The following is a 12,133-nucleotide window of genomic DNA, read 5'->3' on the forward strand; positions in this document are numbered from 1 at the left end:
TGGTAGTCGTTCCGCCTGTGTGGATGGGCGATTTGCCGCCGGACGACGCCCAGCCTTGGTGCCGGGCGATCCGAGGAACTAGCATGAGCTCCCCACATACTCTTTCAGACGTCACCGTTATAACCGTCAGCTACAATAGCGCGCCTGTTCTGAAGCAGATGCTCTCTTCGCTGCCTAACGGCGTCAAGACTATCATTGTGGACAATGCAGGCTCTGACGGTGCTGCCCTGAATGAACTGGCTCAGTCTCCGGCAGTGAAGATTTTGCGGAACGAAAAGAACCTCGGATTTGGCCGCGCCTGCAATTTTGGCGCTAGTCACGCTGACACCGAGTTCCTGTTTTTCCTTAATCCCGATAGCGTGGTGCAGCCCGGTACGGTGGAAGCTTTCCTGGCCGCCGCGGGACGCCATCCGCCGCAGACGGCCTTCACACCGCGCATCGCTAACAGCAATGGCAGTCCCAATTTTCGGCGGCGTTCAGTGCTTCTGCCACGGCGAGAGTGGCTCCCGCGCGGCTGGCCTGAGGTCGAGTCTGAGGTGCCGGTGGTTTCAGGTGCGGCCATCTTTGTGCGACGTGCCTATTTCGCCGACCTGCAGTTTGACCCCAATATCTTCATGTATCACGAAGACGATGATTGGTCCCTCCGGGTGCGGGCGGCTGGCGGCAAACTGGTTTTTGTGCCGGATGCCCATGTTGTCCACATGGCTGGTCACTCGTCGGGCCGTGACCCCGAAATCACCCGCTTCAAGGCCTATCATCTGGGCGTCTCACGCGTTTACGCCATGCAAAAACATGGTCGGCCTCTCGCTCGCATTAGATGCCTGGCCCACGCTGCCGGTGGATTGTTGTCTCCGTTGATTCTGTTTTCTTCACGCAAGAGAGCTAAACAGGCCGGGCTGGTCACAGGTGTTTGGAACGGGCTGAACAAGAAAAGAGAGATAGAATGAAAACGGTGAAGCAGCGAATTAAGGGCCTGGCTTTTCATTCAAATCACAAACCGCGCGGCTGGGTTCGGGCTTTGCTATTTGACAAAGAGCGCCGCCCGAAGGGGCCGTTGCGTTTCTTGGTCACAGACAAAGAGGGCAACCCAAAATCAGCCTTCGCTCCTTGGATGGCGCGGGCCTATAAGAAAAGAAGCTCCCAGCAATTGGAGGCCTGGTTCACGCAGCGAGATGCACTGATCGAGAGCGGCGAACTCGGGCAGGTGAAAACGCTGGCCATTCTTGCTTCTCCGCACACTCTGTTCATTGCCCGCTTGTTGAAGTCGTGCTTGAGCGAGACAAGGCTCACGGTGAACGTGGTGAAGCAGTATTGCGAAGATTCTGCTGATCTGTACGTGGTTATTGCGCCTCAATACCATAATACTCTGCCGCCGAGAGAGAAGACGGTAGCGTTTCAAGTGGAACAGTCTACCACTGATCGCTGGTTCACCGATGAGTATCTCGATGAATTGCAGGAGACCCTTGCAGTCATCGATTATTCGATTCGCAACCTTTCCATATTGCGGCAGCGTAGCTTGGAGTTGAAGACACTCTATTTCGTTCCTCTCGCGCCGATACCGACGCCTGAGGCTTCCGCCCTTGGCGACCGTGACATTGATGTCTTGTTTTACGGCGATGCGTCCTTTGGTCGACGTCAGAAGTACATAGAAAGACTGCGCCAGTCCTTTAAGGTCGAAGTGGTGACGAATGCGTTCGGTGACGAGGTCTTGAAAAAGATCCGCCGGGCCAAGGTCGTCGTCAACATTCATGCCTATGAAACTGCGTTACTGGAGACAACGCGCATTTGTGAATGTCTTAGCGAAGGCACGCGCGTGGTTTCGGAGACAGCAGTGGATCAAGAACACCATGGCGCCCTTGCGTCGATGGTATCGTTTGTCCCTCAGGGCGATGTAGAGGGAATGGTTCAAGCCGTTGAGGCCGCACTCACTGATGACCGGTCTTTGACTGTAGACCCGGCGATTTACAGGCAAACCAAATTCATGGTTTTGCGGATGCTTCTTGGGATTGGAGTGCTGAGCCCGGAAGAATTCGAACGTCTGACCGCATGGTACGAGCTACCTTCGGATAAGTTGGTGCTCTCGATGCCGGAAGAAACCGATCGCTATGCCTGGTGCCAGGAGAGCAAACTTGACGGATACGAACTGTTCCCGGGGCTTCGGCGCAATCCCAGCTGGAAAGGCTGTGGCCTGAGTTACTGGTATATGGCTCGCAAAGCGTTGGCGGCCTCCGTTGAGCAATTGCAGATCTATGAAGACGATTGCTATTTCCCGGAAGATTTTTCTGCGAAGAAGTTGAAGGTTGACCGCTACCTTGAAGAGAACGCCGGAACATGGGACGTATTTTCTGGCCTGATTAGCGATCTGGCACCCGCAGCAAAGATCCAAAAAGTCGAAACGCGTGATGGTGTGACGTATGTTCAATTGGATCAGTTGGTTGGGCTGGTTTTCGGCTACTACCGCGAAGCGGCGTTGAAAGCCATGGCGGAGTGGGATTGGGCAGTTCTGGATAAACGCACTGGAGCGATAGACCGATACCTGGAACAGAAACGCGATTTGCGAACTCTGACCACCTCGCCTTATCTCTGCGGTCACAGTCCGAATTTCTCGTCTTCGATCTGGAACGCGCATAATGCGGACGTTGAAAGCAAAATCGCCAACAGCGTCCGCAGGCTTGATAGGATGGTTGAGGCACACCAGAAAAAGGAAGTGGCGGCCTCCTGAACCTTACTCCGGCGCTTTTGTCTTGCGCAGGTAGGGGAAGATCGCCTCGAATTCGCCGAACTTCGCCTTGGCATCGTCGTCGGAGACCGAGGGCGGGATGATGACGTCCTCGCCGGGCACCCAGTTGGCCGGCGTCGCGACGCCCTTGGCGCTCATCTGGAGCCCGTCCAGAGCGCGCAGGATCTCGGCGAAATTGCGCCCCACGGTCATCGGATATGTCATCGACAGCTTCAGCTGCTTGTCGGGGCCGATAATGAAGACCGACCGTACGGTGGCGCTGTCGGCAGGGGTGCGGCCGTCGGGCAGGTAGGCCTCGGCGGGCAGCATGTCATAAAGCTTGGAGACTTTCAGATCGCCATCCGCAATGATCGGAAATCCCGCGGAAGCATTGCCGTAGCTTTCGATGTCCTTTTTCCAGCCCTTGTGCTCTTCAACCCCGTCGACCGAGACGCCGATGACCTTCGTGTTGCGTTTTACCCATTCCTCGGACAGCTGCGCCACGGCGGAAAACTCGGTGGTGCAGACCGGAGTGAAATCCTTGGGGTGGGAAAACAGAATTGCCCAGCTGTCCCCGATCCAGTCATGGAACGAGATGCTGCCTTGGTCGGTTTCGGCGGTGAAATCGGGTACCACGTCGTTGATGCGCAAACTCATGGCAGTGTCCTCCTAAGTCAGGTTGTCGTGTCAGGGTGTTCGCCGCCCGGCGGCGGACTGAGTCGCCTCGAATGCTACCTAGGTGCTCTGCTGCCACGTTACAGCCCCCGCGTGTCGATGCCACGGGAAAACTGCAAATTCCTTGCCGGGCAAGGATTTGCACAGGGGCGGCGGCTCGGGTTGACAGTGGGCCTCATAATTTGATCAAATTTACACACCAATGCCCCTTGCCCCGCGTCCGGCCCGGTGACACAGTGGCGCAAAACCGGCCAGACAGTCGGTAAAACACGTCTGAAATGGGAGATCCCCGATATGATCGAGAAACGCGATTTTTATATCAACGGCCAGTGGGTCGCCCCTGCAGCTGCGAACGACTTTGAGGTCATCAACCCCTCGACCGAGGAGCCCTGCGCGGTGATCTCGCTGGGCGGCGAGGCCGACACCAACGCGGCCGTTGCGGCGGCCAAGGCGGCGCTGCCGGGCTGGATGGCCACCCCGGTGGAAGAGCGCATCGCGCTGGTGGAAAAGCTGGTCGACGTTTACGAGGCGCGCGCCGAGGATCTGGCCCAGGCGATGTCGATGGAAATGGGCGCGCCGATCAGCCTGTCGCGGACCTCTCAGGTCGGGGCGGGCAGCTGGCATTTGCGCGGTTTCATCAAGGCGGCCAAGGAGTTCAAGTTCGACGCGCCGCTGAATGACGAATCTCCGAATGATCGCATCATCCACGAGGCGGTTGGCGTCTGCGCGCTGATCACGCCGTGGAACTGGCCGATGAACCAAGTCACGCTCAAGGTGGGCGCGGCGGCCATTGCCGGCTGCACCATGGTGCTGAAGCCGTCTGAGCAGAGCCCGCTGAACGCGATGATTTTTGCCGAACTTATGGACGAGGCCGGCTTCCCGCCCGGCGTCTTCAACCTGGTGAACGGGGATGGTCCGGGCGTCGGCTCGCAGCTGACCGGCCACAAGGATGTGGACATGGTGTCCTTTACCGGCTCCACCCGCGCAGGCATCGCGATCAGCCAGAATGCCGCGCTGACCCTGAAGAAGGTCCACCTGGAGCTGGGGGGCAAAGGCGCCAACGTGATTTTCGAGGACGCGGATGAAAATGCCGTCAAACGTGGCGTTCTCCACATGATGCAGAACACCGGCCAGAGCTGCAACGCTCCGAGCCGTATGCTGGTGCAGAAGAGCATCTATGACCGGGTGGTGACTGAGGCTGCGGAAGTGGCCTCCAAGGTCGAGGTCGGCCCGGCGGATCGCGAAGGCCGCCACATCGGACCGGTGGTCAATGAATTGCAGTGGAACAAGATCCAGGATCTGATCCAGAAAGGCATCGACGAAGGGGCACGGCTGGTGGCCGGCGGCACGGGCCGCCCGGATGGTCTGAACAAGGGCTATTATGTGAAGCCCACCGTCTTTGCCGATGTGAACAACCAGATGACCATCGCACGCGAAGAGATCTTTGGCCCGGTGCTGGCGATCCTGCCTTTCGAGACCGAAGAGGAAGCCATCGAGATCGCCAACGACACGCCTTACGGGCTCACCAACTACGTGCAGACCCAGGACGGCGCTCGTGCCAACCGTATGGCCCGCGCACTGCGCTCCGGCATGGTTGAGATGAATGGCAAGTCGCGGTCAGCCGGCTCCCCCTTTGGCGGCATGAAAATGTCCGGGAAGGGCCGCGAAGGCGGCAAGTGGGGGATTGAGGACTTCCTCGAGGTGAAGGCCGTCGGCGGCTGGGCTGCCGAATAAACCCGGCAGGCAGCGATGTGTGCTGATTGGAAAGCCGTCCTTCGGGGCGGCTTTCGCGCGTTCAGGGCCCGTTAGTTTGTCTCTGGCAAGCGCCATGGTGGCCCGCCCTTTTGCGGCAGATGCGCTAGAAGTCGGCTTTTACCCGAAATTTCAGGGATTCAGCACTGTCGGGGTGTTTGATGCGCAGTTCTTCTGAGTGCAGCATCATACGCGGATGATCGAGTGCAGCACCGGTTGCGTATAGTGGATCGCCCAATATGGGATGCCCAAGCGACAGCATGTGAACCCGCAACTGATGCGAGCGGCCGGTTTTGGGAGTGAGGCGCACCCGCGTGGCGCTGTCCTCGTACTTCATGACCCGCCAATCCGTCACCGCCGGTTTCCCGGTATCATGACAGACCATCTGTCGTGGCCGATTGGGCCAGTCGACGATCAGCGGCAGGTCGACGGTACCGGTGCGCGGCTCCAGCCGACCGGCCACACGGGCCACATAGGCTTTCTTGGCGGTGCGCTTCTCGAATTGCATGGACAGGTGGCGCTGCGCATGCGGGCTGAGACCAAACACCATCACGCCGGAGGTGTCGCGGTCGAGGCGATGCACCAGCAGCGCTTCCGGAAAGATGGCCTGCACGCGGCTGATCAGGCAGTCGGACAGGTGCTCGCCACGGCCCGGAACGGACAGCAGTCCTGCCGGCTTGTTCACGGCGAGAATCTGGGCGTCGTGGTGCAGGATGTCCAACGGATCCTGCGGCGGGGTGTATTCGCTCGATGGGGCCATATGCGTGTGCCTAGCGCCAGTGACGCGCGGGGGCAAGCCGGGGCGGTTGCCGACCGCGCAGCCAGTGGTATTCCGCGCGGGCCTTGGATTTGCTAAATTGACACGGTCCCGGCGATCCGGTAACCGGCCCGCCTCACTTACACATGGGGACAGGGCATGGCACGCAAACGCAAAGGGCGCGATATTTCCGGCTGGCTTGTGGTGGACAAGCCTGCGGGGCTGACATCGACCGCGGTCGTGAACAAGGTGCGTTGGGCGCTGGATGCCAAGAAGGCTGGTCATGCAGGTACGCTCGACCCCGAGGCGACAGGTGTCCTGGCAGTGGCGCTGGGCGAAGCCACCAAAACCGTGCCCTATATCACCGACGCACTGAAGGCCTACACCTTTACCGTTCGCCTTGGTCAGGCCACCAACACGGATGACGCCGAAGGCGAGGTGATCGCCGAGAGCGACGCCCGCCCCAGCGACGAACAGATCAAGGACGCACTGCTGCCGTTCCTTGGGGAAATCATGCAGGTGCCGCCCAAGTTCTCGGCGGTCAAAATCGATGGCCAGCGGGCCTACAAGCTCGCACGGGACGGTGAAGACGTACAGCTGGACGCGCGGCCGTTGTGGGTCGAGGAACTGATCTTGCTGGATCGTCCGGATGCGGATCATGTCGTGCTGGAAATGACCTGCGGCAAGGGCGGTTATGTGCGCTCTATCGCGCGCGATCTGGGGGCTGCGCTGGGTTGCCACGGGCATGTGAAAGAGCTGCGTCGCATCTGGTCCGGCCCATTCGATGCAGAGGACGGCATCTCGCTGGAGAAAATCGACGAGTTGGCAAAGACTCCGGAACTGGACCAGTATCTGCGCCCTCTCGAGGAAGGCCTGGCTGACCTGCCGGAGTTGAAGTGCACCCCGCAAGGGGCGGTGCGTCTGCGCAATGGCAATCCCGGCATGGTGATGGCCTCCGACGTGGAATACGGCGAGGAAGCCTGGGCGTCCATGGACGGCAAGGCGGTGGCCGTTGGGGTCTACAAGGCCGGTGAGCTGCACCCCAGCCGGGTGTTCAATCACGCCGCGGCCACGCAGGCGGACTAGGCGCGGCCAACGCGCTCCACATCATGCTTTCGCGGCAACGGGACTGACCAGAAGTTACGGGTGCGATCCACTTGGTCAGTGGCGCTGATCCATTCAGCTGTGCAGTATACTGCCGTTGGAACTCCTGCCGTGTGTTCCACGGCGGGGGCCGTCGGCTTGGAAACGCTGTCTCGGCGGGGTAGAGAGCCTGCATGATTACCCGCAGCCATACCAAGGGCGATGCGCCCTCGACCGCCGTCTATTCGGATTGCGAGACCTATCGCTACAGCCTGACACGGGTCTGGGACCCGGCTGGACGGCGGGTGATGTTTGTCATGCTCAACCCCTCGACGGCCACCGAGGTTCAGAACGACCCGACGATTGAGCGCTGTGAGCGGCGGGCCCGGGCGCTGGGATTCGGCAGTTTTCGGGCCACCAACATCTTTGCCTGCCGGGTGACGGACCCGCGCGAGATGCGGCGGCTGGAGCATCCGGAAGGGCCGGACAATTTGAGCGTAGTGCTGGAAGGGGCGCGATGGGCGGACATGGTCGTCTGCGCCTGGGGCACGCATGGGGTCCATCGCGGTCAGGGCGCGCGCGTGGCGGCGGCATTGCGGGCGACCGGGCAGCCCCTGTATCACCTCGGTCTCAGCAAGGCCGGGCACCCGAAGCATCCCCTGTATATTCCGTATAGTCAGCAGCCCATCGTCTGGGAGCCGGAAGAACAGGTTTACAGCTGTTAACCCATGTTCCCGTTTTGTTTTGGCGTGGCAAACATCATGTGCCATGCTTGCGATATGATCGGTGATTTGTATCGAGGGTTTGGTGGTCATGTTGTGGTTGGCGAGTGTCCTGGGGCTGATGGCGATTGGCAGTGCGGTTCTGGTCGAAGAGGTTCCCCCCGAAGACGATGAGGATGACGTCACCTCGGGCGGGGACATAGCGGAGGGGAGCCGCGGCCGCGAAGATCTCGGCGAAGGATTCTTTGAGCTCGCCGATCCGCCTGACACAGACGACAGCGATGAGGAGGAGACGGCCAGTCCCTCAGGCGATGATGCCACCCCAGAGTACGGTTTCGACACGGCGGGCGCGTCCCAGGAGGCGGAACAGGTTGGCACCGATGCGAACGATATCCTCGTTGGCTCCGACGCGGCGGACCTCCTTCGTGGTGGGGGCGGTGACGACCAGATCGGCGGGTACGAAGGCGAGGATAGCCTGTTTGGCGACGGCGGCGATGACGTGCTGCATGGCAATGGCGGTGACGATCAGCTCTCCGGGGGGGAGGGTGATGACCTGTTGCACGGTCACGACGGTGAGGACACTCTTCTTGCCGGGGCGGGGGTAGACAGCCTGTATGGGCACTTCGGTAACGACAGCTTGCACGGCGGTGACGGCGCCGATGTCCTGTATGGCGGCCAGGACCACGACAGCCTGTCTGGTGGAGACGGCGATGACCTGATCCTTGGCAACGATGGGGATGATCGCCTGAACGGCGGGCTGGGGCAGGACGCGCTGTTTGGCGGAACAGGGGATGACGTTGTTGACGGCGCTGGTGATGGCAGTGCGACGGACCACCTGAATGGCGGCGATGGGCAGGACACCCTGATTGCCCGTGGCGGTGACGTCCTGACCGGCGGTGCCGGTGAGGATAGTTTCACCGTCGGTGATTGGACCGGGGCTGACACAACCCTGCGGCTGATGGATTTCGATGCCGCGGAGGATCAGTTGGTTCTCGTCTGGGACTTCGACCCTGGCGCTGAGCCCGAGGTGGAGATACAGCCCAACCCGGACGCCGAAGGTGAGCAGCTGATACTCGTTGATGGCGTGGCCGCCGTGCGTCTCACGGGGGCCGCTGGGTTGACGGCGGCGGATCTTGTCGTGACAGACAGCGCCTCCGCCGCACAGGCAGGGCTGTTGCCCGGTTAGAACCGCCTGACTAGAACCGCCTGACCGCGCAGCCGCTCTGGCAATGCTGCGATTTGGGCTCCTACAACCAAGCTTCTCAAGCTCGCGAGGTGGGGCGGATGAGTTAGGCTTTGCTTTTGCGGCTGAAACATCCTATACGCCCGCATCCGCCGCGATTCCGTGGCAGATCTCTCCATGGGCCTGTGCTGGACGACATCCCGGCCTGCGCCATCCACTCTAACCTATGAAGGAGACCCCGATGTCGATCACTGCTGAAGAAAAAGCACGCCTGATGAAAGAATTCGCAACCAAGGACGGCGACACCGGTTCGCCGGAAGTCCAGGTTGCAATCCTGACCTCGCGCATCAACACCCTGACTGAGCACTTCAAAACCCACAAGAAGGACAACCACGGCCGCCGTGGCCTTCTGAAAATGGTTGCTCAGCGCCGCAAGCTGCTGGACTACACCAAAGGCAAGGATGAGGCCCGCTACCAGGACCTGATCAAGCGCCTGGGTATCCGCCGCTAATCCGCGCTTATTCGGATTTTCAGCGCCCGTTCCGAAAGGAGCGGGCGTTTTTTGTTGTCTTGCACAGAGGGCGCCGAGGTGGCGGTCATCGAGGCAGCGCTCCCGCGTCCGCAAGCCCCCCGGCTGCGCCGGACGGTTCGCGGTCTTGGGCGTGGCCCGTGCTGCGCACGGGTGGTTCTCCTGCTGAGGGGAGGCGTTAAAGGCGTTTGCGGCTTAAAAATGCCCGGCCCGATTGCCTCGAGAGGGGCGACCAAGCCTCCAAGTCGATCTACGTCGGTTCCACTGGCGCGCCGCGCCAGCGGCACCCGGCCCAACGGGATGAGATCGCAAGATCGAAGACGGGCGGGAGCACGCCCCGCCTGTCTGTCGTGTGGGCCGGTGGCGGTTATTCGCCGTAGGGCACCCAGATGTTCTTCACCTCTGTCGCCTCCTGCAGGAAGCGCTTGGTCTGGTCCTGCGTCCAGTCCGGCGCGGTGCCATTGTTGACCCAAGTCCGTTTCAGGTTTCCGGCTGAAGCGGCCTCGATCTCGGCGGAGACATCGCTGGAGGAGAAGCTCCAGACCGCATCCACGTTCAGATGCGATGCCAGCGGTTTCGCCAGTTCGGAATGGTTTCCGGTCAGGATGTTGACCACGCCCGCAGGCACATCCGAGGTTTCCAGCACCTGGTAGAAATCGGTCGCCGCCAGCGGGAAGGGCTCCGAGGCGGCCAGCACCACCCGGTTGCCCATGGCGATCGCCGGTGCCATGGCCGAGACCAGCCCCAGCAGCGGGGATTCGTCGGCGCAAAGCACCCCGATCACTCCCACCGGTTCTTTCATCGCCAGGGCAACGCCGCGGATCGGCACGCCATGCACCTGCCCGTCGTATTTGTCGGCCCAGGCCGCCGCGCTGAACAGGCGCTGGATTGCGGCCTCCACCTCTGCTTTGCCGGACTTGCGGCCGGTCATCGCATCGATGCGGGCGGAGAATTCATCGGCACGGGCCGAAAGGTTTTCGGCGATATAGTACAGGATCTGCGCGCGCAGGTGGCCGGTGGTCCTGGACCAGTTCTTGGCACCCGCCGCGGCCTCGACCGCATTGCGGACGTCCTTGCGGTTGGCGAGGCCGACATGTCCCAGCAGCGCGCCGGATTTTCCATGGATCCCTCGGCTGTAGCCGCCATCCGGGCGCGCCTGCTTGCCGCCGATATACAGTTTTGCAGTGCGGTCCAACCCGTCCACCGGAGCACCATCGCCGCCGAAGGCTTCGACCTTGGCGAGTGGTTTGGCCTTGGTTTTGGGGCGGGTATAGGCCGCCAGACCTTCCCAGCCGCCCTCGCGGCCAAAGCCGCTTTCGCGTACGCCGCCAAAGCCTGCGGCAGCGTCGAACATGTTGGTGCCGTTGACCCAGACCACGCCCGCGGCCAGCTTCGGCGCCATGTCCAGCGCCAGGTTCACGTTTTCGGTCCACAGGGTGGCGGCCAGCCCGTAGCGGGTATTGTTGGCCAGCTCCACCGCCTCAGCCGGGGTGCGGAAGGTGCAGGAAACCAGCACTGGCCCAAAGATCTCTTCCTGCATCAGCGGATCGGCCGGGGTCAGCCCCTCGATCAGGGTCGGCGGGAAGAAGCAGCCTTCTGTCGGCATCTCCACCTGGGCCTGGTGCATCGTGCCGGCTCGGTTGGCGGCGACCATCTCGCGGATGGTGTTCAGCTGCACCGGGTCCACCACGGCCCCCACGTCGATACATTTGTCCAGCGGATTGCCGACGCGCAGCTTGTCCATGCGGGCCTTCAGCTTGGCGTGGAAGCGGTCGGAAACGCCTTCCTGCACCAGCAGGCGCGAGCCCGCGCAGCAGACCTGGCCCTGGTTGAACCAGATCGCATCCACCAGGCCCTCGATGGCGCTGTCGATGTCGGCATCGTCAAAGACGATGTAGGGCGACTTGCCGCCCAGCTCCAGCGTCAGCGCCTTGCCGCTGCCCGCGGTGGCCTCGCGGATGCGGCGGCCGACCGAGGTGGAGCCGGTGAAGGCGATCTTGTCGACGTCTGCCGCAGTGATCATCTCACCCACGGCGCCATCACCGGTGACGATGTTGACCACGCCCTTGGGCAGGCCCGCCTGGCGGCAGATGTCGGCAAACAAAAGTGCGGTCAGCGAGGTGTACTCTGCCGGCTTCAGCACTACCGTGTTGCCCATGGCGATGGCGGGAGCAATTTTCCACGCCAGCATCAGCAGTGGGAAGTTCCACGGGATGATCTGGCCACAGACGCCCAGCGGCTCGGCCTCCGGCAGCTCGGCCTCCATCAGCTGGGCCATGCCCGCGTGGTAGTAGAAATGGCGCTGCGCCAGCGGAATGTCGATGTCGCGGCTTTCGCGGATCGGCTTGCCGTTGTCCAGCGTCTCCAGCACGGCAAAGAGGCGCGCGTGTTTCTGCAGCAGCCGTGCAATGGCATAGAGGTATGTCGCCCGGCCCGGACCGCCAAGCGCGGCCCATTTGCCTTGCGCCTTGCGGGCGGCCTGCACGGCGGCGTCGACGTCGGCCTGGCTGGCCTGTGTCAAACTTGCCAGCACTTCGCCGGTGGCAGGGTTTTTGCTGTCGAAGCCGGCGCCGGGGGCGGTGAATTCACCGTTGATGAAATGGCCGAAGCGGCTGCCTTGATCGACCAGCCAGGCCAGCGCCTCGGCAGCGCTTTCGGGGGCGGGGCCATATTCCATGGTGGTGAAGATCTCTTTGATGGTCATGTTCTTGGT

General features: G+C 61.6%; 10 protein-coding genes. 7 read left to right on the top strand and 3 right to left on the bottom strand.

The genetic code is table 11. The features are described 5' to 3' along the window. Positions 1 to 83: 83 nt before the first annotated feature. Together ACZ52D_RS08635 and ACZ52D_RS08640 are read left to right on the top strand one after the other, a co-directional pair. The gene (locus ACZ52D_RS08635) at positions 84 to 947 is read left to right on the top strand and encodes a glycosyltransferase family 2 protein (protein WP_464441052.1); all 864 of its coding nucleotides are present in this window, start codon (positions 84 to 86) and stop codon (positions 945 to 947) included. Then, entirely contained in the window at positions 944 to 2,722 is a 1,779-nt protein-coding gene (locus ACZ52D_RS08640) for a hypothetical protein (RefSeq protein ID WP_464441053.1), read from the top strand. Before ACZ52D_RS08635 ends, ACZ52D_RS08640 begins: the two co-directional genes overlap by 4 nt. 3 nt (positions 2,723 to 2,725) lie before the next feature. Here ACZ52D_RS08640 and ACZ52D_RS08645 read toward each other — a convergent pair whose 3' ends face one another. Next, positions 2,726 to 3,376, bottom strand: a complete 651-nt coding sequence (locus ACZ52D_RS08645) for a peroxiredoxin (RefSeq protein WP_464441054.1) — start codon at positions 3,374 to 3,376, stop codon at positions 2,726 to 2,728. A gap of 312 nt (positions 3,377 to 3,688) precedes the next feature. On the opposite strand from ACZ52D_RS08645, the gene ACZ52D_RS08650 reads away from it, so the two are divergent. Beyond that, complete coding sequence (locus tag ACZ52D_RS08650; protein ID WP_464441055.1) at positions 3,689 to 5,128, top strand: aldehyde dehydrogenase family protein; 1,440 nt, start codon at positions 3,689 to 3,691, stop codon at positions 5,126 to 5,128. Positions 5,129 to 5,252: 124 nt separating this feature from the next. Here ACZ52D_RS08650 and ACZ52D_RS08655 read toward each other — a convergent pair whose 3' ends face one another. Beyond that, a complete protein-coding gene (locus ACZ52D_RS08655) occupies positions 5,253 to 5,906 on the bottom strand; it encodes an RluA family pseudouridine synthase (protein WP_464441056.1) in 654 nt (217 codons plus the stop codon). A 156-nt stretch (positions 5,907 to 6,062) separates the two neighbouring features. Between ACZ52D_RS08655 and truB the strand changes: the two genes are divergently transcribed. From truB to rpsO, 4 genes are all read left to right on the top strand, one after another. Next, positions 6,063 to 6,989, top strand: a complete 927-nt coding sequence (gene truB, locus ACZ52D_RS08660) for a tRNA pseudouridine(55) synthase TruB (RefSeq protein ID WP_222454236.1) — start codon at positions 6,063 to 6,065, stop codon at positions 6,987 to 6,989. 191 nt (positions 6,990 to 7,180) lie between these two features. Beyond that, entirely contained in the window at positions 7,181 to 7,711 is a 531-nt protein-coding gene (locus ACZ52D_RS08665; protein WP_464441057.1) for a DUF1643 domain-containing protein, read from the top strand. 61 nt (positions 7,712 to 7,772) lie between these two features. Then, entirely contained in the window at positions 7,773 to 8,894 is a 1,122-nt protein-coding gene (locus tag ACZ52D_RS08670) for a calcium-binding protein (protein ID WP_464441058.1), read from the top strand. A 238-nt stretch (positions 8,895 to 9,132) separates the two neighbouring features. Then, positions 9,133 to 9,402 carry a 30S ribosomal protein S15 gene (gene rpsO, locus ACZ52D_RS08675; protein ID WP_008555454.1) on the top strand — a complete coding sequence of 90 codons (270 nt, stop codon included), beginning with the start codon at positions 9,133 to 9,135 and terminating at the stop codon, positions 9,400 to 9,402. Between the two features lie 385 nt (positions 9,403 to 9,787). Here the strand turns inward: rpsO and ACZ52D_RS08680 are convergent, their stop codons facing one another. Next, positions 9,788 to 12,124 carry an aldehyde dehydrogenase family protein gene (locus ACZ52D_RS08680; RefSeq protein WP_464441059.1) on the bottom strand — a complete coding sequence of 779 codons (2,337 nt, stop codon included), beginning with the start codon at positions 12,122 to 12,124 and terminating at the stop codon, positions 9,788 to 9,790. Positions 12,125 to 12,133 lie beyond the last annotated feature (9 nt).

The organism is Leisingera sp. S2M4, from assembly GCF_055398055.1.

What these genes read in the sequence shown, in the direction of transcription:
- ACZ52D_RS08640 (WP_464441053.1), top strand. Translation starts at nt 944, where the DNA reads ATGAAAACGGTGAAGCAGCGAATTAAGGGCCTGGCTTTTCATTCAAAT.
- ACZ52D_RS08665 (WP_464441057.1), top strand. Translation starts at nt 7,181, where the DNA reads ATGATTACCCGCAGCCATACCAAGGGCGATGCGCCCTCGACCGCCGTC.
- ACZ52D_RS08645 (WP_464441054.1), bottom strand. Translation starts at nt 3,376, where the DNA reads ATGAGTTTGCGCATCAACGACGTGGTACCCGATTTCACCGCCGAAACC.
- truB (WP_222454236.1), top strand. Translation starts at nt 6,063, where the DNA reads ATGGCACGCAAACGCAAAGGGCGCGATATTTCCGGCTGGCTTGTGGTG.
- ACZ52D_RS08680 (WP_464441059.1), bottom strand. Translation starts at nt 12,124, where the DNA reads ATGACCATCAAAGAGATCTTCACCACCATGGAATATGGCCCCGCCCCC.
- rpsO (WP_008555454.1), top strand. Translation starts at nt 9,133, where the DNA reads ATGTCGATCACTGCTGAAGAAAAAGCACGCCTGATGAAAGAATTCGCA.
- ACZ52D_RS08655 (WP_464441056.1), bottom strand. Translation starts at nt 5,906, where the DNA reads ATGGCCCCATCGAGCGAATACACCCCGCCGCAGGATCCGTTGGACATC.
- ACZ52D_RS08650 (WP_464441055.1), top strand. Translation starts at nt 3,689, where the DNA reads ATGATCGAGAAACGCGATTTTTATATCAACGGCCAGTGGGTCGCCCCT.
- ACZ52D_RS08635 (WP_464441052.1), top strand. Translation starts at nt 84, where the DNA reads ATGAGCTCCCCACATACTCTTTCAGACGTCACCGTTATAACCGTCAGC.